Source organism: Paraburkholderia sp. J8-2 (assembly GCF_905220195.1).
Lineage (GTDB): Bacteria > Pseudomonadota > Gammaproteobacteria > Burkholderiales > Burkholderiaceae > Paraburkholderia.
This window is the reverse complement of the sequence record NZ_CAJMZA010000008.1, coordinates 41,354-60,565: the sequence shown is the minus strand read 5'-3', so window position 1 is coordinate 60,565 and position 19,212 is coordinate 41,354. Positions and strand designations below refer to the sequence as shown.

Here is a 19,212-nt window from a genome sequence, read left to right as displayed (position 1 = left end):
TGCGGATTGATTCGTGACGATCTACGCGATTGGGGGAGGCCCTCATGCAAATTCAATCGACCCGATGGTTTCCGTTGGCCCGGTATGCGCCGGTTCGCGAGGGATGGTATGAGGTCCGCCTTGTAAGCGGGGATACGGCATTTGCGAATTTCGCCGCTGGCGAATGGACCGAAAAGCCGCTACTCGTCTTCACGCACTGGCGCGGCCTGAGTTCAGATCCGGCCAGGTCTGCCGACGTCGAGACAATTGACGCGGCAGCGACGGCAGCGGTCGGCGTACGCGCGGTGTGGAATGCGTTCTTTCCTGGCGTTGGCGACGAGCAGCATAAGCCGCTCGAGGCGATTCACGACGCACCGGTGAAAGACGGCAAGTGACGCCGCGCCTTGACGAGCTTTACATCGGTACGCACGCTTCGGCTGCGGTCCCGGCAGTCTGGATGGCGGTGAGTCCATGTTGATCGGAGCATGGACTACATCGCCGGCGAGGGATGGGAGAGACGCGCTCAACTGAATATCGTTGTGTACACGGCGTGACCGGCAGAGCGGTCAGCACGCCGCGACGAATTCACACGATTCAGGAGACACGCATGAGCGAACCCCAAGTGGTGGCGCTGACCCGTGCAGGGTCGGCCGTCATGCCCCGCAACTGCACTTTCGATTCCCGCGACTGGGAAATCTTGCACCGCTACTGGCACCCCGTTGCCTTCGCGCACGACCTGAGCGATAAGCCGCTCGGTGTCACGTTGCTCGACGAACCGCTCGTTCTGTTCCGCTCGGAAGGGCGGATCGTCGCGGCGCGCGATGTGTGTCCTCACCGTGGCGCGCCGCTGAGCCGTGGCTGGATGAACGGCGCGAATCTCGTTTGTCCCTATCATGGGCTCGAATATGGCGCGAGCGGCAAATGCAGCTTCATTCCCTCGCAACCGGAAGGCCCGATTCCCGAGCGCCTGTGCCTGACGACGTACGCCGCGCAGGAAGCGTATGGGCTCGTGTGGGTGTCGCTTGGCGGCGGCGAGCTGCCGTTGCCCGAGTTCCCCGCCTGGAACACGGAGGGGTATCAGCAAATCCTTCCGCCTTCGATCGATATCCACGCCTCCGCCGGGCGGCAAACCGAAGGCTTTATCGACGTTGCGCATTTTGCGTGGATTCATCACGACAGCTTCGCGGAACGCAGAAATCCCGTTGTTCCGCAGTACTCCGTGGAGCGGCGCCCGAACGGCTTGCGTGCAGAATACGTGAGCACCGTGAGCAATTTCCCGAAGTCGATGCAGCAGCGTGCGCCAGAGGGTTTTCTGTGGCGCAGGGTGTTCGAGGTCGACGTGCCGTTCTTCGCGCGGCTGACGGTGCACTTTCCCGAGAATGGACGATTGGCAATCCTCAATGCTGCAAGCCCGGTGTCCGCGCGACTCACGCGCCTGTTTGTGCCGATCGCGCGTAACTTCGACAAGGACTTGCCGCTCGACGACGTCTATGCGTTCAACCGTCAGGTATTCGAGGAGGATCGCGCGATTGTCGAGTTGCAGTGTCCCGAAGAACTGCCCGTCGACCGCTCCCAGGAGGCGCCGATTCTCGCCGATCGCTCCTCCGGTGCGTACCGGCGCGCGCTCGCGGAGATCGGGCTGGGGCAGCGCTATGTACGTTGACTTTGTGCGTTGATGCGGCGGGAAAGGAGCGACCATGAAGATCTGGGAATGCGTTATTTGCGGGTTTCGCTACGACGAGGCCAAAGGGCTGCCCGAAGCGGGCATCGCGCCCGGTACACGCTGGGAAGATGTACCTGAGGACTGGATGTGCCCGGACTGCGCGACGGGCAAGCACGACTTCGAAATGCAGGTGGTGAGCGTATGAGCGAGGATATCATCGGCGGGGCGCAAGGCGATCCACTCGTGATCGTCGGCACGGGCCTCGCGGGCTATACGATGGCGCGCGAGTTTCGCAAGCTCGACGCCCACGCGCCTATCGTTATCGTGAGCCGCGACGACGGCAGGTTCTATTCGAAGCCCACATTGTCGAATGCGCTTGCGATGAAGAAGGCGCCGCACGAACTCGCGAGCTTCGACGCGCAGGCGATGGCCGCGCAACTGGATGCACGTATCTGGACCCATCGCCATGTCGAACGCATCGCGCCAGACGAGCGTGTTGTCGTCGTCGATGGGCAGCGGCTGCGCTATCGCGCGCTGGTGCTCGCGCTGGGCGCGGACCCGCGGCGCGTGCCGATCGAGGGCGATGGCGCGGCAGACGTGCTGTCGATCAACGATCTCGGCGACTACGCGCGTTTTCGCGAGGCGCTTGCGTCGCGTCATTCGGTGGCCATACTCGGCGCGGGTCTGATCGGGTGCGAGTTCGCGAACGATCTTGTCGCTGCGGGGCATCCGGTGTGTCTGATCGATCCGGCCAGCGCGCCGCTCTCGCGGCTGCTGCCGGAGCAGGCGGGTGCAGTATTCGCCAGTGCGTTGTCCCGCGCAGGCGTCGACGTTCGGCTCGGCATCGGGGTCGCTGCCGTTTCGAGGCGCGATCCGGGATATCGTCTAACGCTTACGGATGGCGCCCCGCTCGAGGCCGATATCGTGGTCTCGGCGGTCGGCCTCGTGCCGCGAACGGCGCTCGCGAGCGAGGCCGGCTTGCGCGTCGATGGCGGCATCAGCGCGGATGCGTGGTGCCGCACCAGCGCGCCGCACGTCTATGCACTCGGCGACTGCGCGGCTATCGACGGCCGGGTGCAGCCCTATGTGTTGCCGATCATGCATGCGGCGCGTGCGCTCGCGCGCACCTTGTCGGGAACGCTCACGCGCGTCGATTTTCCGGTGATGCCCGTTGTCGTGAAGACGCCGGCGGCGCCGGCCGTTGTCGCGACACCGGGCATGCCGGGCGGACGCTGGAGCGTCGAAGTGGCCACGCACGAGTCGCCCGAGTCGGTACGCGCGATATGTGAAGACGCGGGGACAAAGCGTGTTACCGGCTTTGCTCTCATTGGCGGCGCCACCGCGCACAAGGCCGCGCTATTGAAGCAGATGGCGTCCGGCTCGAACGGGTCGTTGACCGGCTAGGCGAGGCATAGCATCACGACAACCGAACGCGGTCACGCGCGTCCGACGACAGGCAGCTTCCACTGACCGACCCCTGTTGCGCTCTGGCGTTCGTATCCGGTTATCAGTCCTCCGGGCACGAGCGCCGGACGTTTGCCGCCGCGAGCCATGCTCGCGGTTCTTTTTAAAATAATTCGGGTTCCGAAATTTATCGCGCGAGTCCCTTGGCGATTTCGGCCACGAGATGGCGCAGCCAGATTGCGGCCGCACCGCGATGCGTGCGGTCATGCCAAAGCTGGTAATAGGTGAGTGCCTGGCGCTCGCCGGGAATGGGCTCCATGCGCAGATCGAGCAGATTGCAGTAGTGCGCGGCCAGCGCGCGCGTGGTCGTGAAAAGCAGGTTCGATCGCATCAGCACATACGGCGCCATGCCGAAGTACGGCAGGCTGGTCGTCACGTTGCGCGACAGGCCGCTGCGACCCAGTTCGATATCGATGGTGCCGAGTCCCGCCGCATGATGCGTGGTGACGGCCAGATGCGCGGCCTCCTGATACCTCTCTCGGGTCAGCTTGCCGGGCTTGATCGGGTGTTGCGCACGCATCAGGCAGACGAGTTCGTCCTTGCACAGCGGCTGGAGGTGCAGATGCTCGGGCGGTGTGCGCCAGTTGCCAATCACGAGGTCGAGCGCACCGCTTTCCAGACCATGCTCGTAGCCGCCATTCACCATCATCAGATGCTGAAACTCGATACGTGCGCGCGGCGCTTCGGTATGGAAGGCATCGACGATAGCGGGCAGGAAAAACACGTCCAGATAGTCGGGCGAACCGATGTGAAAAGTCCTGCGCGTCGTGGCGGGATCGAATGCCGTGGTGGGATGCAGTACGGCGGCGATGCCCGCCAGCGCCTGCGCCGTGGGCTCGATCAGCGTGAGCGCGTGCGTCGTGGGCACCATGTGGCTGCCGCTGCGCACGAGGAGCGGATCGCCCGTCATCGCACGCAGTTTGCGTAGTGCGACGCTGATTGCCGGCTGCGTTTGGCCGAGCAGCGCGGCAGTGCGCGAGACACTGGCTTCGCAGATGAGCGTATGGAGAACCTTCAGCAGATAAGAGTCGATGACTTCCCGGGACATGCAGAACACCGTTTCGATTGACGCCGTTCCTAGCTATATACGGTTCGATATAACGGTGCGTCAATTCCGGGGAAATGCCTGGCCACGCGTGTGTGCCTTGCAGATTCGGGCTTATAACGGAAGGTGCATCTGCACTATGTGCGAGGCCGCATGCACGAATTCATGCGGCCGCGCGCTAGCGCTCAGTGATCCGCGCTTGCCTCGCTGCTCGCTAGCGCGAACGCGCGGATGGCGCTGGTCGTTGCGTTTGCGCCTTTCGCGCGGTCCACGACAAGGACAACGTGGCGCGTCTCGTCGACGGCTACGCCACGCGCGTCCTGGAAGTCGTCGGCGAGGCTCGACACCGTGCCGTCCGGCGTGATGCGGCAGAATCCGTGCGCGCCACATTTTGTGTAGAGCGCTCCGGATGCATCGGCGGCGAGCAGGTCCGGGCTTTCGATTTTCGCGAACGCCGTGCCGCTGTGTGAGGGCTCCGGTTTGGCCAGCAATTCGGCGAGGTCGTAGCGCAGAATCTCACCCGCGCCCTGGTCCGCGACAAACAGCGCGCCGCCGTGGACCGCGATTCCCACAGGCTTCGCAAGACCACTGACGAGATCGCGCTCGGTAGCGGCGTATGTCGTCAGGTCGTAGCTCACGAGGCTGACGCCGCCCGTTGGCGGCTCGTTTTCCCGCTTGATGAACCAGCTCGACAGCGCACGGCCGGGACCGATCGATACGAGTCCCAGTCTGCGTCGCCCGGAAGCCGGACCGCTCAGGGCATGGGCGTCACCGGCGGCGGAAACGACGAAGAGGGCGCCTGTCTTGCCAAAGCCAAATCGTTGGGCGAGCAGTGCGTCAGGCCGCAGGAACACGAACTGGCTGAGGCTGTTGGGCTGACCCGCGATAGCGGGCAGGCTGGCATACGGGCGGAAGTCCGACTGGTTCGAAGACCACAGGATGTCGTTGCTCCGGTCGTCGGTGATGAATAGCGCGCCGTCACCGGGGCGCACGGCGATTGCGTTCGGCTGGGCGTTCAGCTCGACGCGCGTGGGTGCAGAAAATGGCGCGCTGTGACAGCCCGCGATGGCGAGGAGCGTTGCTGCCAGCGCGTGCCATGTAAGCCGCCGCGCGGCGCGGCCCACGCCGAAGGCTCTCGATAACGTGATTCCCGGCATGACGGCTCCTGGCATGGCGTTCGGGTGAGGGCGCATCGCAACTCCGGAGCGCAGAAAAACGGATTCTACGTCGATAGCGCGTTCGTCATGCAACGGCTAGATATTCTGAATCAGCGCGCCAAGCTCGACTATCGCTATATACAGTGTAATATTTCGATTCCGGAACATTACATTGCTTTCACGTTGATTCATTAATCTCGAGATATCAGACCATGCGCGTATCGTTCCCACGTTTTCTGAAGCAGACATTGTTCGTCATCGGCGTCGGCATGATGGCCGTTTGCGCGAACGCACGCGCCGACGAGCTCATCGTCTCCGCCGCGGCGAGCCTCACCAATGCGTTCAAGGCGATTGGCGCGGCATACGAGCAGCAGCACCCGGGCACGAAGGTACTGCTGAACTTCGGCGCCTCCGACGTGCTGATGCAGCAGATCGTGAAGGGCGCGCCCGCCGACGTCTACGCGTCGGCAGACCAGAAGGCGATGGACAAGGCCGTCGCCGAGAAGGTGGTCGATCCCGCCACGCGCCAGGATTTCGCGGCCAATGCGCTGGTGCTGATCGTGCCGAAGGACAGTTCGTTCATGCCGACGTCGCTCGACGCCCTCGCGCAACCGGGCGTGAAGCGCGTGGCGTATTGCGATCCGGCGTCGGTGCCGATCGGCCGCTACGCGAAAGGCGCGCTCGAAGCGGCGGGCCTGTGGGACGCGGTGAACGCGAAGAGCGTGCTGGCGGGCGACGTGCGCCAGAGTCTCGATTACGTCTCGCGTGGCGAGGTCGACGCGGGCTTCGTGTTCGCCACCGACGCCGCGATCATGCCCGAGCGCGTGAAGGTCGCACTGACCGTGCCGACGCAAACCCCCGTGACTTATCCGATTGCGCTCGTGGAGGGCAGCCGCCATGCAGCGGATGCGAAGGCCTTCATCGCCTACGTGCTGTCGCCCGCCGGGCAGACCATACTCGCGAAGTATGGCTTCAAGCCGGCCGGCACGGCGCACTGATCCGCCCGCGCAAGAGGAGCGCCCCTCATGGGACAGGTCTGGGTTCCGCTGCTGCTCTCGCTGAAGGTCGCCGGCTGGGCCACGGCGTTGAACGTCGTGTTCGGCGTGGCCGCCGGCTACGGTCTCGCGCGCTGGCATTCCGGCGCGCGAGACCTGCTCGATTCGCTGCTGACGCTGCCGCTCGTCATGCCGCCCACGGTTCTCGGGTACTACCTGCTCGTGCTGGTCGGGCGGCGCGGCGTATTTGGCCGCTGGCTCGACAGCCTCGGCATCCAGCTCGTGTTCACGTGGCAAGGCGCCGTCCTGGCGTCGATGGTCGTGGCGTTCCCGCTCGTGCTGAAGTCGGCGCGCGCCGCATTCGAATCGGTCGATCCGCAACTGGAGCGTGCTGCGCGCACGCTCGGCATCAGCGAGGCCGCGATCTTCTTTCGCGTGACGCTGCCGCTCGCCATGCGCGGCATCGTGGCAGGCACGCTGCTCGCATTTGCGCGCGCGCTCGGCGAGTTTGGTGCGACGCTGATGATCGCGGGCAATCTGCCGGGCCGCACGCAAACGCTTTCCGTTGCGATCTATTCGGCTGTGCAGGCGGGCGACGACAGCACGGCGAATTTCCTCGTGGTCGTCACCTCGGTCACGTGCGTCGTGATTCTCGTGCTCGCGGGCAGGCTGGTGCCGCAGCACTCGCTGTTGACCTCGCGTTGATCTCACGCTTAGCGCCATGTCCCTGACCGTCGCTGTCCGTAAAACGCTCGAATCCGCCGGACGCCGTTTTCTGCTCGACGTCGCGTTCGAAACGCACGCACAGCGCGTCGTGCTGTTCGGCCCATCGGGTTCGGGGAAGACGCTGACCCTGCAGGCGGTCGCGGGCCTCCTGAGGCCCGACGAAGGCGTGATTCGTCTGGGCGGGCAAGCGCTGTTCGACAGCGCGAGCGGCATCGACCTGAAGCCGCAGATGCGCCGGATCGCGTATCTGTTCCAGGACTACGCGTTGTTTCCCCATCTGAATGTGCAGCAGAACATTGCGTTCGGGCTGCACAAGGGATGGTTCAATCCGGCGCGCCGCGATGCGCATCCCGACGTCGAATACTGGCTCGATGCGCTCGAGCTGCGTGGCGTGGCGGGCAGCCATCCCGTGCACCTTTCGGGCGGCCAGAAACAGCGCGTGGCGCTCGCGCGGGCGCTGGTCTCGAAGCCGCAGCTGCTGCTGCTCGACGAGCCATTCTCGGCGCTCGATCACGCGCTGCGCGAACGTATGCGCCGCGAACTGCTGGCGCTGCAGACGCGCCTGGACATTCCCATGCTGCTCATCACGCACGACCCCGAAGATGTCGCCGCGTTTGGCGACGAGGTGGTGCCGCTCATCGACGGGCACGTCGACACCGAGGCGCTGCCGGATGCGCTCACGTATCGAACGCGCGCGATGCCTTAGCCCTGCACGCGCTCGACCGGATGATGATCGAGCCACGCCGATTCCGCGTCGTCGTACAGCCGCGAGCGCGTGAGAAAGCGCAGCCCGGTTGGGCGCTCCAGCGAGAACATGCCGCCATTGCCTGGCACGCAGTCGATAATGAGCTGCGTGTGCTGCCAGTATTCGAACTGCGATTCGCTCATGTAGAACGGTGCGCCCGCGATCACGCCGAGCTTCACATCGGCATTGCCGACCATGAACTCGCCCGCGGGAAAGCACATGGGCGCGCTGCCGTCGCAGCAGCCGCCCGACTGGTGGAAAAGCACTGGGCCGTGCTGTGCCACCAGCTTTTGGATCAGCGCGACGGCCGCCGGCGTTGCAACGACGCGGGACACCTCTTCGGCCATGGTCAGCTCTCCCAACCGTTCCGCGCCTCGCCTCACGCGGCGAGGCGCGCAGCACACATCAGAAAAAGCCGAGCGGCTTGTCGCTATAGCTCACCAGCAGGTTTTTCGTCTGCTGATAATGGTCGAGCATCATCTTGTGGTTCTCGCGTCCGATGCCCGATTGCTTGTAGCCGCCAAACGCCGCGTGCGCCGGGTAGGCGTGATAGCAGTTCGTCCATACACGCCCCGCCTGGATCGCGCGGCCGAAGCGGTAGGCACGCGTGCCGTCGCGCGTCCAGATGCCGGCGCCAAGCCCGTAGAGCGTGTCGTTGGCGATTTGCAGCGCTTCTTCCTCGGTCCTGAACGTCGTGACCGAGACGACTGGCCCGAAGATTTCCTCCTGGAAAATGCGCATCTTGTTGTGGCCGCGGAACACGGTTGGCTTGATGTAGTAGCCATTCTTCAGCTCGCCATCGAGCGGGTTGCGCTCTCCGCCCGTGAGGCATTGCGCGCCTTCCTGCTTGCCGAGATCGAGGTACGAGAGGATTTTCTCGAGCTGCTCCTGCGAGGCCTGCGCGCCGATCATCGTTTTCGGATCGAGCGGATGCCCCTGGACGATCGCGCCCACGCGCTTGAGCGCGCGTTCCATGAACCGGTCGTAGATTTTCTCGTCGACGAGCGCACGCGACGGGCACGTGCACACTTCGCCCTGATTGAGCGCGAACATCGTGAAGCCTTCCAGCGCCTTGTCGAGAAAGCTGTCGTCGTGATCCATCACGTCGGCAAAGAAGATGTTGGGGCTCTTGCCGCCCAGCTCCAGCGTGACGGGAATGATGTTCTGGCTCGCATACTGCATGATGAGCCGGCCCGTTGTGGTCTCGCCCGTGAAGGCGATCTTCGCGATGCGCTTGTTCGAGGCGAGCGGCTTGCCCGCTTCGAGACCAAAACCGTTCACCACATTGATCACGCCGGGCGGCAGCAGGTCCTGGATCAGCTCGATCAGCACGAGGACCGAGGCCGGCGTTTGCTCGGCGGGCTTGAGCACGACGCAGTTGCCGGCAGCGAGCGCCGGCGCGAGCTTCCACGTGGCCATCAAGATCGGGAAATTCCACGGAATGATCTGGCCCACCACACCGAGCGGCTCGTGAAAGTGGTAAGCGACCGTGCTGTCGTCGATCTGCGAAATGGCGCCTTCCTGCGCGCGGATCGCGCTCGCGAAATAGCGGAAGTGGTCGATCGCGAGCGGAATATCGGCGGCCATGCTCTCGCGCAGCGGCTTGCCGTTGTCGATGGTTTCCGCCACCGCGAGCCGCGTGAGGTTGGCCTCGATGCGCTCGGCGATCTTGTTCAGCAGATTCGCGCGGTCGGCGGGGGCGGTGCGGCCCCAGGCGTCCTTCGCCTTGTGGGCGGCGTCGAGCGCCAACTCGATGTCGGCTTCGCGCGAGCGCGGGATGGACGTGAACGGCTCGCCCGTGACCGGCGAGATGTTGTCGAAGTACTCATTGCCGACGGGCTTGACCCACTGCCCGCCGATGAAATTGTCGTATTGCTTGCGGAAGGGATATTCCGTGGTGAGATATTGCAGTTCTGCGTGGTTCATGGGCGTGCTCCTCGCATATCGGCCGAATAGGGGGTGGACCACTTCGTTATATCGCAAGGAATACTACGCCCCTATTCGGACAATTTCCGAAGTTTTGGTTTTGCGCCGCACAAGCCAGGAGCGACAGCGCCGGCGCCAGGTCGGCACCGGGGAAGAATTCGCGTAATATATCACCGAATATATCGAGGGGCGAAACGCGCGATGTTCATCCGGCAACTCAACTACCTGGTTACGTTGGCAAAGGAGCGGCATTTCGCGCGCGCTGCGGAGCTTTGCAACGTGACGCAACCGGCACTTTCGTCCGCGATACGCAGTCTCGAGAACGAACTGGGTCTCGTGATCGTGAGGCGCGGCCGCCGCTTTCTCGGGTTCACCGAGGAAGGCGAGCGCGTGCTAGGTTGGGCACGGCAGACGATCGCGGCCCTCGACCATATGAGGCAGGACGTCTGCGCTTCGAACCTGTTGACCGGCACCGTGAGGATTGGGGTGATTCCCACGACGATGCCAGTCGTGAGCCTCATGATCGCAAGCTGCCGTGAAGCGCATCCCATGCTCCGCTATGCGGTGCGCTCGCTGAGTTCGGACGCCATATTGCGGCAGCTCGACGAATATGAGCTCGACGTTGGCTTCACCTATCTCGACGATCACACACAGGCCGGATTCGAGGTGCTGCCGCTCTACCGCGAACGCTATGTCCTGGTCTCGCCATCCGGATCGGGTGAACGTGCGCGCACCGGTGCCGCGCGTTGGGACGCACTGGGCGATTTGCAGTTTGGTCTTCTGGACTCCTCAATGCAGAATCGCCAGGTCATCAACGCCGCATTTCGTCGCGCGGGCGTTCAGCCCAAAGTCGTTGTCGAGGCTGACTCGTTGCTCACCTTGATGTCGAATGTCCTGCATGCAGGGCTTCACACGGTATTGCCTCATAGCGTGCTGTGCGTCAACGACAGTACCGGGCGGGACACGGTCACTCCGCTCGAGCCCGAACTCACCCGGGAGATCGGCCTGATAGCCCGCGACCTTCCGTCCCGCCCGCCGCTCGTGGCAGCCCTGTGGCGGGCCGCGAAACACCTCGATCTGCAGACGAGGTTCGACGCATTCCTGGATCGGCCGCACGCGATTGGCGAAGTGCCGGCTGGCGTTTCATAAGCCGCACTTATCAGGTGATACGTCGAAAAGATTGGATCTGCATTCCGCTTCTCGTTGACACTCTGTCCGTCGATCAGTCGCAGGTAGCGCGATCGCACAGCCGGCGGCGCAAAGGCGCTTCCGGTTCCTCGCCCATCAGAGTGGAGACAGATATCGTGGCAAAAATTGTTTGTGTGCTGTATGACGACCCGGTCAACGGTATGCCGAAGCAGTACGCCCGTGACACCCTTCCTGAAATCACGCGCTATCCCGACGGACAGACCACGCCTACGCCCCGCGCAATCGACTTCACGCCGGGGCATTTGCTGGGCTGCGTGTCAGGCGAGCTAGGCCTGCGCAAGTATCTGGAGTCGAACGACCACCAGCTGGTGGTGACCTCCAGCAAAGACGGCGCCGACAGCGTGCTCGACCGCGAATTGCACGACGCCGAGATCGTGATCTCGCAGCCGTTCTGGCCGGCGTACATGACGGCCGAGCGCATTGCGAAGGCCCCGAAGCTCAAGATGATCGTCACCGCCGGGATTGGTTCGGATCACACCGATTTACAGGCGGCCATGGATCGCGGGATCACCGTGGCGGAAGTCACCTATTGCAACAGTAACAGCGTGGCCGAGCACGTCGTGATGACGACGCTCGCTCTCGTGCGCAACTATATTCCGTCGCACAACTGGGCCAATGAAGGCGGCTGGAACATTGCCGATTGCGTCGAGCGCTCGTATGACGTCGAGGGCATGCATGTCGGCACGGTGGCGGCAGGCCGTATCGGTTTGCGCGTGCTGCGCCTGCTCAAGCCGTTCGACATGAAGCTGCATTACCTCGATCGTCACCGCCTGCCCGAATCGGTGGAGAAGGAGCTCAATCTCACCCATCACACGAGCCTCGAAAGCTTGACCCGCGTGTGCGACGTGGTCACGCTGAACTGCCCGCTGCATCCGGAAACCGAACACATGATCAACGCGGCGACGTTGAAGAACTTCAAGCGCGGCGCTTATCTGATCAATACGGCTCGAGGCAAGCTGTGCGACCGCGACGCGATCGTCGATGCGCTGAAAAGCGGTCAGCTGGCGGGCTACGGCGGCGATGTGTGGTTCCCTCAGCCGGCACCGGCGGATCATCCGTGGCGCAGCATGCCGCATCAGGGGATGACGCCTCACATCTCCGGCACCAGCCTCTCCGCACAGGCCCGCTACGCAGCGGGAACGCGCGAGATCCTCGAGTGCTACTTCGAAGGCCGCCCGATTCGCGACGAATATCTGATCGTGCAGGGTGGCAAGCTCGCCGGTGTGGGTGCGCACTCGTACAGCGCGGGCAACGCGACTAAGGGATCGGAAGAAGCGGCCCGCTTCAAGGTGGCCTGATGTCGATGACGACCCCGTCTGCCGCACCCGCCGGCACCAACGGGGCCTCTACGTGGCGCGCCCAGGCGGTGAGAATACTGCTTGCTGGCCTGGGTGCGTTCGTGGCGTTGGCTCTCGTGGGCATGCTGGCGCAGACGACCTCGGAACCGTGGATTCTCGGTTCATTCGGGGCCACCTGCGTCCTGCTGTTCGGCTTTCCGTCAAGCCCGTTTTCTCAGCCGCGAAACGTTGTCGGAGGACACGTTCTGACGTCGTTGACGGGCTTGGTGTGTTTCCATCTGTTTGGCCCGGGATACGTGCCGATGGCAGGCGCCGCAGCGTGCGCATTGATGTTGATGATGATGACGCGCACAGTTCATCCACCGGCCGGCAGCAATCCGGTCATTATCTTCGCGGCGCAGCCAGGATGGTCTTTCCTGGCACTCCCAACGATGGCCGGCGCGGTGTCGCTGGTATTGATCGGCTGGCTGTATTGGGCAATCGTCAAGCGCGGCACGTGGCCAAACCGGGCAGGGTGATTCTCGAGCGTGCCTGGATCAGGGCCGCTTGGCCCACACGCAGCTGATGCGTGGCACCGGCTGGGCGCTGGACGGCCGTTTCAGCACGGCTGCCCAGCCATTCCCGGTCAGTAGCGCTTTTTCGGCGGCAACGACCGTTTGATCTGCTTGCGCAGGCGTGCCACTGCGGCAGCCTTCTTGCGTTTGCGTACTGCGGTCGGCTTTTCATAGGCTGTCCGGGCGCGAAGTTCCGGAATCAAGCCAGTGCGCTCGATTGCGCGACGGAAACGACGCAATGCAACTTCCACGGGCTCGTCAGGTTTCAGAATTACGGTAGTCAATTGTTTTCCTGGTTGAAATCCAGCAGCAATAGTGGATGGTGATCTGGATGTGCACGCAGCGTCGTGGTACCGGTAAGGGTCACAGTCGACGCTCGCGTACCGCGCCATCAACGACGGCGAAATGCAGGTCTTTGCGTTGCGCCGCCGCTGCGGTCATCCTTATGACGAAAATTGATTCGTCCTTTCGTGAGATCGTACACCGAGAGTTCCAGCGTTACCCGGTCGCCTGCAATGATGCGAATGTGATTCTTGCGCATACGACCAGAAGCGTACGCCGCTACCATCACACCATTGTCGAGCGTGACGCGGTAGCGGTTGTCTGGCAGTACTTCGTCGACGATACCGTCGAGTTCCAGCAGTTCTTCTTTGGCCATTCAAGGTTCCTGATCAATTGGCGGGACATGGGGTCGGTGCTGCATTGAGGTAGACGCCGCGAGCGCTGATCGACACGCGCTCGCGCGGTAGTGAGAAGCAAGGAGTTTGCTGGGCAGCCCTTGCGTCCGGGAAGTCGCTGACACCGCCGTGTCCGGGCGGCGAATCAGATACGCGAGGGGATGGGGTCAGACGCGGCGGCTCGCAATACAGCTCCGATGCGAGTCGGGGCGTGCAGTCCAGCGAGCACTGTTATCGCCGGCCTCACTGAACTATCGATCAAAGGAAAGTTCGCCGCTAACCAACACGTGTCGCTTAAGTGCTGTGCGAAGCAAACGAACTCTGCATTGTAACCGAAGGCCGCCGTCTGCCTGCCACTATCGGCGGGGCCAGAAGGAAAGATGTTGTCGGCCATGTGTGCCGACGAGTGGCGGTGCGGGATCGCGGCGATGCTTGGGCGCGTTTGCTTGCGCGCGCCCTGGTGCCTCAGATGCGTTGGGTACTTCGAATCGTGGCGTTGCCTTTAGCCGCGCGTGTCGACCCAATTGCGTGCCCAGCGCGCCGAGTGCTGCAGCGCCTGCTCTTCGCTCGCGAAGTAATCGAGCGAATAGAACTGGTAGCAGCCTTCGGCTCGCGCGCTATCGGTGCGTTCGAGCAACAGGTTTGAGGAAAAGCTACCGTCGGGCAAACGATGCGCCGAGGGTTGGACGGCATAGCCGTTGTATTGTTGAACTTGTTTGTTTTGCATTTTAATTTTATTGATGTTCGATAGGCGTGTGCCGTGCGAAATGTGCACGGATGCGCCGATCCAAAGCCATTGCAAGCCGAATCTGAAACAGTCGGAGAGCGAAAAAGGGCGTTGAAGCCAGAGGGGAGAATGAGGTGCAACGAGGCGTGTGGCGCGTGGCACGCTGCTGAACGAGCAGGTGCAGCAAAAAGCGATTGCGCCAACTATGGGAGACAAAGCTCCGCGAGGGTGTCGCTGCAGCCCGGCGTCCGTTGTCGGATGCCGGGCCCTTCAAACTTTACAGCGGCTTGATGTTAGCCGCTTGCAGACCCTTCGGGCCTTGCTTCGTTTCGAAGCTCACCTTCTGATTTTCAGCCAGCGTCTTGAAGCCGTCGGTCTTGATCTCGGAGAAGTGAGCGAACAGGTCGTCGCCGCCCTTGTCCGGGGTAATGAAGCCAAAGCCTTTGCTGTCGTTGAACCACTTAACGGTACCGGTTTCCATGAAGAATCCTTGAGAAAAAAACGAAAATTTGCTCTTAAAGAGCGCCTGAAGCGACAAGGAGGGAGAGGACCACGAATACCGCCGGGAGGCGAGCAATTGATGAACAGCAATCGAACTTCCTGACCTTCGCCCGGCACATTACCCGACGGCTGGGCCGGCGTCAATAAGTATCTTGTAACTGAATCCCCATGCGGCCCGTTTTGCAGACGAAGCGATGCGGCCCTTGCCCGGCTGGGCGCATGCGCCAGCCGCATGCACCTGTTACAGCGACGGCTACTCGATACCTCGGACCCTGGCGGGAAAATATTCGAGAAGCCAGTCGATGAACACCCGCAAACGATGGGTTACGTACCGGTTCTGCGGATACACGACATGAAACGGATACGACGGCGGCCGCCATTTCTTCAGTATCTCCACGAGCGATCCATCCCGCAGCGCGGAATTGGCGGCATGAGCAAAGGTTTGAACGATCCCGAGTCCCGCGACGCCGGCGGCCAGATGCGCATTGCTTTCGTTGATGCCGAGCCGGTGTTCGATTTTTATCTCGGTGCGCTCGCCTTTGTGCTCGAAACGAAATGGCATGGCCCTGCCGGTCTGGGTGGAGATGTAGCCGATCAACCGGTGTCCATTTCTCAACTCGTCCGGATACGCGGGAACGCCATAGTGCTTCAGATAGGCGGGCGTGGCGCATGTCACCATCGTCGCTTCGCCGATACTGCGCGCGACGAGCGATGAGTTGTCGAGCGGGCCGCCCCGGATGACGCAATCGACGTTGTCGCCGATCAGGTCGACCGAGCGGTCGGCGACGCCCAGATCGATTCGGATGTCCGGGTAACGTGCCATGAAGTCCGGAAGCAGGGGAATCAGCACGTCGCGTGCCGTCAAGCCGCCAACGTCGATGCGCAAATTGCCGCGCGGATTGCTCCGTGCCACGCTGAACGACGAATCGATGTCTTCGAGGTCCCGAAGCACGCGCGTGACCTTGGCGTAGTAGTCCTGACCTTCGGGCGTTACGGTGACTTTGCGCGTTGTGCGCTGGAGCAGCTTTACGCCGAGGTGCGCCTCGAGCTCCTGAACCAGCTTGCTCATCGTGGTGTTGGGTATGTCGAGCGACTCCGCGGCTCGCGTAAAACTGCCCGCTTCCACCACGCGGCTGAAAGCCCGCATTGCCAGCAACTGATCCATCGCGAAGGGACTCCCGAAAACCCGACCGGATGTCAGGTGCGTCGATTATACATGGTGGTGGATAGTCATTTCATTGTTTCCATATTTATCAAAAAATCGCTTTTCCCTAAAGTGCTTTCCATGCAGTGCGCGACGGACTCAGGCAGCGACGAAAACACGGTCGAACGCATTTGCAGATCCCTTTCACACCACGCAACGGAGCACATCATGAGCAAGCAACTGAACGGCAAGATCGCACTCGTCACGGGCGGCAGCACGGGCATTGGCCTCGCCGCAGCGCAGGAACTCGCGGAGCAGGGCGCGCGTGTGTTCATCACCGGCCGCCGGCAGGCCGAACTCGACGCCGCGGTAGCGGCCATCGGCCCGGCGGCCACGGCCATCCGGGCGGACGCCTCGGTGCTGTCGGATCTGGACGAGGTCTACGCCCAGATCGCCAAAACGGCCGGCAAGCTCGACATCCTCTTTGCGAATGCCGGCGGCGGGGACATGCTGCCGCTCGGCGCCATCACCGAAGAGCATTTCGACCGGATCTTCGGGACGAATGTGCGCGGCGTGCTGTTCACCGTGCAGAAGGCATTGCCGCTGCTGGTCGACGGCGCATCGGTCATCCTGACATCGTCCATCACGTCGGTAACCGGTACGGCCAACTTCAGCGTGTATAGCGCGAGCAAGGCGGCGGTGCGCAATTTCGTCCGCTCGTGGGCGCTGGACCTGAAGGAACGTGGCATTCGCGTGAACGTCGTCAGCCCGGGCCCGATCCGCACGCCTGGCCTTGGCGGCCTCGTGCCCGACGAAGCCCGTCAGGGGCTGTACGACGCGCTGGCTGCGCAAGTGCCGCTCGGCCGCCTGGGTGAGCCTGAAGAAATCGGCAAGGCGGTTGCCTTCCTCGCTTCGGACTCGGCCAGCTTCATCAACGGAACCGAGCTCTTCGTGGACGGCGGCATGGCCCAGGTCTGATAGGGCCGAGGCAGGGCGGATATCCGCTTTCGATCGATTCCGCCCATGCCTGTGATAACACGAGGATGGCCGGCTGGTGCCAGGCGCAGTCGGCCGTAGCTGAACCAGGTTCGCGAACCCATTGCCGCGTTTCGAGTTGCCTTGTGACTACGCGAGGCGCCAGGCCTTGGACGTGGCCAACGTGAACCTAGGGCTTCAGCACGGTTTTGACGATCTCGCTGACTGCTTCCCTGGCCTTGGCCGCCGCATTCTCGTCGTACGCGATGGTTGTCCCGCGCTCGACGCACGAATCGCTGTAACTAAACGGTTGCCTCGTTTTGGCGTTGACGACCAGCCCGTTTTCGACCTCGACAGCCGCGCAGTTACGCGTGGTCTGTGCTTGGGGTAACTGCAGCGGTTGCTTGAGTGCTCGCGCGTCGAAGAAATGGCTGGCGCCGGCGTACTCAGTCAACTGGACATCGCTCACTTTCGTTTTTAGACGTTCCACATAGGCGCGGCAGGGCGCGACTGGATTGTAGTTGTCTGCCGTCCCCTGGAAAATGCGAACCGGTCTGGAAACGACATCCTCGTCTTCGAGATAGGTGTAGGTACAGTCAGGATAGAACGCGATAAACGCCGCGAACTGGGTGCCGGGTTGGGCGTGCATCTTCTGGAACCGCTTCAGGCTTGCATAAAGCGCGTTCTGCCCGCCACGCGAGAATCCCATGAGCACGATCCGGTTCGGGTCGATTCTCGGGTGCTTCGCAAGCGCCGCCATCGCGCGATAGGCATCTTCGGTCTGTGCAAGGCGGCCGAGTTGCGATTGATCGTTGATCGTGCTGACGATCCCGCGGCCCGAGAAGCTGTCGATCACAAAGGTCGCAACACCGAGCGAAAGAAAGTACTCCTCCCAGTCTGTGACGCTGCTGCCGACGCCGCCAGAAGCATGCAGCATGATGACAAGCGGCAGCCGGTCCGTGCCGGGCCGGGGAATCCGAAGCTCGCCTGCCACCGTGACAGGTTTGCCATCCTCGCGGCCGCTCAGGAATTCCTGGTCGGTGAGCGTCACGGACGGAATCGGGATGACCTCCATTCGCGTGACCTGCGCGTGCACGGCGTTCGCGAGACAGTTGCCAATGCAGATCAAGGCGATCTGGATGAGCGCAGTGATGTTTGCTTTCGACATGGCATTCCTCGTCTTCGGTGCTGGATCACGCAATGACTTACGAAGTCCAGTATAGGAAGACGTGGAGAGAGCGGTCGATTGTCTTGGTGTTCTGCTGCGAGAATCGCTATCAGACAGTTGCAATAGCCACTAACGCGAGACTTGGCGGCTCGTCCTTATCGGGCCGTTGCTGCATGCTTCTGGTTTCTATCCGTCGTTCTCCTGATACACACGACTTTCGGTTGAGTCATTTCCTCGTAGGCAAACCTGACACCTTCGCGGCCGAGGCTGCCGTACTTGAAGCCGCCGAACGGCATGGCATCGATCCGGTAATCCGATGAGTCGTTGATCATGACCCCGCCGGCTTCCAGTTCGTCGGCTTCCTTGCGCACGGTTGGCGTCTAAAGCGTAAGCGAGCCTTCCACGGAAATGACGCAGGAACCGCCGACGCTCACGGTTCCGTTCGCGTCCACGCTTATCCTGACTTTGCCAGCCCGGCCGACGCAGCGTCCCTGAGCCGCCACGTAATCGGTTCCGCCGGCCGGCAACAGGCCGCGCTGCCACTGGAAGGCCGCGACGCTGCCGTTGCCGCTTCCGCAGACAGGGTCCTCGTCCACACCACAAGAGGGTGCAAAGGTGCGCACTTCTATAGCCGCGTCGTCGCCGCGCTCGCGAGCGCCGAATACGGTCAAACCCGTCACACCCAGGCGGCGCTCGAGCTCTGCCAGTCTCGCGAGATCAGGTCGAAGCGCGAGTACGGAAGCCGCATCGTTTAGTTGTGCCACGATCCAGATGGGACCCACGTTCACGATCCCCGGCGCAGCCTTCAGGTCCACTTTGCAGCCGAGAATGCGCTCCATCTCCGCTAGTTCCGCCGTGTGAACTGGCTCGAGCTTCGCAGGCGGCAGACGGAAGTGGAGTTCGCGATCTGCCTCACGCGCTCCGATCGTCAATTCGACCAGGCCGATTCCGCATTGCTGAGTCAATCGGCCGGTTCGGCGAGGTATGACGCGCCCGGCTTCCAGGAGGGCGTACGCACTGCCCAGCGTCGGATGCCCTGCGAAAGGAAGCTCGCTACGGGGCGTGAAAATCTTCAAGCAATAGTCGGCGTCGGCTGTCGTGGCGGGAAGGACGAACGTCGTTTCCGAGAGGTTCGTCCATCTCGCGATAGCTTGCATCGCGTCGACCGTGAGGCCCTGCGCGTCCATGACTACGGCCACTGGATTGCCTAGCAGCGGTTGGGAGGAAAAGACGTCGACAACGTTATAGGATCGATTCAT

Annotated in this window: 23 protein-coding genes; 11 read left to right on the top strand and 12 right to left on the bottom strand. The window is 62.6% G+C overall.

The annotated features are described in order from the left end of the window. Nucleotides 1-44: 44 nt before the first annotated feature. From U5A52_RS19440 to U5A52_RS19425, 4 genes are all read left to right on the top strand, one after another. Complete coding sequence (locus tag U5A52_RS19440) at nucleotides 45-374, top strand: hypothetical protein (protein ID WP_321910962.1); 330 nt, start codon at nucleotides 45-47, stop codon at nucleotides 372-374. Nucleotides 375-586: 212 nt separating this feature from the next. Beyond that, nucleotides 587-1,642, top strand: a complete 1,056-nt coding sequence (locus tag U5A52_RS19435; protein WP_321935861.1) for an aromatic ring-hydroxylating dioxygenase subunit alpha — start codon at nucleotides 587-589, stop codon at nucleotides 1,640-1,642. 34 nt (nucleotides 1,643-1,676) lie between these two features. After that, nucleotides 1,677-1,847, top strand: a complete 171-nt coding sequence (locus U5A52_RS19430; protein WP_321910959.1) for a rubredoxin — start codon at nucleotides 1,677-1,679, stop codon at nucleotides 1,845-1,847. Beyond that, entirely contained in the window at nucleotides 1,844-3,046 is a 1,203-nt protein-coding gene (locus U5A52_RS19425) for an NAD(P)/FAD-dependent oxidoreductase (protein ID WP_321935860.1), read from the top strand. Before U5A52_RS19430 ends, U5A52_RS19425 begins: the two co-directional genes overlap by 4 nt. A gap of 187 nt (nucleotides 3,047-3,233) precedes the next feature. Here the strand turns inward: U5A52_RS19425 and U5A52_RS19420 are convergent, their stop codons facing one another. After that, entirely contained in the window at nucleotides 3,234-4,154 is a 921-nt protein-coding gene (locus tag U5A52_RS19420; RefSeq protein ID WP_321935859.1) for a LysR family transcriptional regulator, read from the bottom strand. 182 nt (nucleotides 4,155-4,336) lie between these two features. Then, on the bottom strand, nucleotides 4,337-5,308 hold the full coding sequence (locus U5A52_RS19415) for a hypothetical protein (protein ID WP_321935858.1): 972 nt from the start codon (nucleotides 5,306-5,308) through the stop codon (nucleotides 4,337-4,339). A gap of 212 nt (nucleotides 5,309-5,520) precedes the next feature. On the opposite strand from U5A52_RS19415, the gene modA reads away from it, so the two are divergent. Genes modA through U5A52_RS19400 form a run of 3 tightly spaced genes read left to right on the top strand, consistent with a single transcriptional unit; the run spans nucleotide 5,521 to nucleotide 7,735 of the window. Next, nucleotides 5,521-6,306 carry a molybdate ABC transporter substrate-binding protein gene (gene modA, locus U5A52_RS19410; RefSeq protein WP_321910951.1) on the top strand — a complete coding sequence of 262 codons (786 nt, stop codon included), beginning with the start codon at nucleotides 5,521-5,523 and terminating at the stop codon, nucleotides 6,304-6,306. Nucleotides 6,307-6,333: 27 nt separating this feature from the next. Beyond that, complete coding sequence (modB, locus tag U5A52_RS19405) at nucleotides 6,334-7,008, top strand: molybdate ABC transporter permease subunit (protein ID WP_321910949.1); 675 nt, start codon at nucleotides 6,334-6,336, stop codon at nucleotides 7,006-7,008. 16 nt (nucleotides 7,009-7,024) lie between these two features. Further along, the gene (locus U5A52_RS19400; RefSeq protein ID WP_321910947.1) at nucleotides 7,025-7,735 is read left to right on the top strand and encodes a sulfate/molybdate ABC transporter ATP-binding protein; all 711 of its coding nucleotides are present in this window, start codon (nucleotides 7,025-7,027) and stop codon (nucleotides 7,733-7,735) included. Here U5A52_RS19400 and U5A52_RS19395 read toward each other — a convergent pair. Together U5A52_RS19395 and adh are read right to left on the bottom strand one after the other, a co-directional pair. Beyond that, on the bottom strand, nucleotides 7,732-8,121 hold the full coding sequence (locus U5A52_RS19395) for a DUF779 domain-containing protein (RefSeq protein WP_321935857.1): 390 nt from the start codon (nucleotides 8,119-8,121) through the stop codon (nucleotides 7,732-7,734). The two genes, U5A52_RS19400 and U5A52_RS19395, sit on opposite strands and share 4 nt — an antisense overlap. A 58-nt stretch (nucleotides 8,122-8,179) precedes the next feature. Continuing rightward, on the bottom strand, nucleotides 8,180-9,700 hold the full coding sequence (gene adh / locus U5A52_RS19390; RefSeq protein ID WP_321935856.1) for an aldehyde dehydrogenase: 1,521 nt from the start codon (nucleotides 9,698-9,700) through the stop codon (nucleotides 8,180-8,182). Nucleotides 9,701-9,901: 201 nt separating this feature from the next. On the opposite strand from adh, the gene U5A52_RS19385 reads away from it, so the two are divergent. The 3 genes from U5A52_RS19385 (at nucleotide 9,902) to U5A52_RS19375 (ending at nucleotide 12,725) form a co-directional block, all read left to right on the top strand. Then, nucleotides 9,902-10,849 carry a LysR family transcriptional regulator gene (locus U5A52_RS19385; protein ID WP_321935855.1) on the top strand — a complete coding sequence of 316 codons (948 nt, stop codon included), beginning with the start codon at nucleotides 9,902-9,904 and terminating at the stop codon, nucleotides 10,847-10,849. A 155-nt stretch (nucleotides 10,850-11,004) separates the two neighbouring features. Then, complete coding sequence (locus U5A52_RS19380; RefSeq protein ID WP_321910941.1) at nucleotides 11,005-12,207, top strand: NAD-dependent formate dehydrogenase; 1,203 nt, start codon at nucleotides 11,005-11,007, stop codon at nucleotides 12,205-12,207. Further along, complete coding sequence (locus tag U5A52_RS19375; protein WP_321935854.1) at nucleotides 12,207-12,725, top strand: HPP family protein; 519 nt, start codon at nucleotides 12,207-12,209, stop codon at nucleotides 12,723-12,725. Before U5A52_RS19380 ends, U5A52_RS19375 begins: the two co-directional genes overlap by 1 nt. A 107-nt stretch (nucleotides 12,726-12,832) precedes the next feature. Here U5A52_RS19375 and rpsU read toward each other — a convergent pair whose 3' ends face one another. The 5 genes from rpsU to U5A52_RS19350 form a co-directional block, all read right to left on the bottom strand. After that, a complete protein-coding gene (gene rpsU, locus U5A52_RS19370) occupies nucleotides 12,833-13,045 on the bottom strand; it encodes a 30S ribosomal protein S21 (RefSeq protein WP_321910937.1) in 213 nt (70 codons plus the stop codon). 107 nt (nucleotides 13,046-13,152) lie between these two features. Further along, entirely contained in the window at nucleotides 13,153-13,419 is a 267-nt protein-coding gene (gene infA, locus U5A52_RS19365) for a translation initiation factor IF-1 (RefSeq protein ID WP_321910935.1), read from the bottom strand. Nucleotides 13,420-13,940: 521 nt separating this feature from the next. After that, nucleotides 13,941-14,165 (bottom strand): hypothetical protein, encoded by a 225-nt coding sequence (locus U5A52_RS19360; RefSeq protein ID WP_321935853.1) that lies wholly within the window; start codon nucleotides 14,163-14,165, stop codon nucleotides 13,941-13,943. Between the two features lie 277 nt (nucleotides 14,166-14,442). Next, entirely contained in the window at nucleotides 14,443-14,646 is a 204-nt protein-coding gene (locus U5A52_RS19355) for a cold-shock protein (RefSeq protein WP_065065051.1), read from the bottom strand. 273 nt (nucleotides 14,647-14,919) lie between these two features. After that, the gene (locus tag U5A52_RS19350) at nucleotides 14,920-15,831 is read right to left on the bottom strand and encodes a LysR family transcriptional regulator (protein WP_321935852.1); all 912 of its coding nucleotides are present in this window, start codon (nucleotides 15,829-15,831) and stop codon (nucleotides 14,920-14,922) included. 207 nt (nucleotides 15,832-16,038) lie between these two features. Between U5A52_RS19350 and U5A52_RS19345 the strand changes: the two genes are divergently transcribed. Then, on the top strand, nucleotides 16,039-16,788 hold the full coding sequence (locus U5A52_RS19345) for an SDR family NAD(P)-dependent oxidoreductase (RefSeq protein ID WP_321935851.1): 750 nt from the start codon (nucleotides 16,039-16,041) through the stop codon (nucleotides 16,786-16,788). Between the two features lie 187 nt (nucleotides 16,789-16,975). On the opposite strand, the gene U5A52_RS19340 is transcribed toward U5A52_RS19345, so the two are convergent. From U5A52_RS19340 to U5A52_RS19330, 3 genes are all read right to left on the bottom strand, one after another. Continuing rightward, nucleotides 16,976-17,953, bottom strand: coding sequence for a dienelactone hydrolase family protein (locus U5A52_RS19340; protein ID WP_321935850.1), 978 nt, complete (start codon nucleotides 17,951-17,953; stop codon nucleotides 16,976-16,978). Nucleotides 17,954-18,108: 155 nt separating this feature from the next. Then, nucleotides 18,109-18,324 (bottom strand): aldehyde dehydrogenase family protein, encoded by a 216-nt coding sequence (locus tag U5A52_RS19335; RefSeq protein WP_321935849.1) that lies wholly within the window; start codon nucleotides 18,322-18,324, stop codon nucleotides 18,109-18,111. Nucleotides 18,325-18,333: 9 nt separating this feature from the next. After that, nucleotides 18,334-19,212: a PhzF family phenazine biosynthesis protein gene (locus tag U5A52_RS19330; protein WP_321935848.1), complete on the bottom strand. Its 879-nt coding sequence runs from the start codon at nucleotides 19,210-19,212 to the stop codon at nucleotides 18,334-18,336.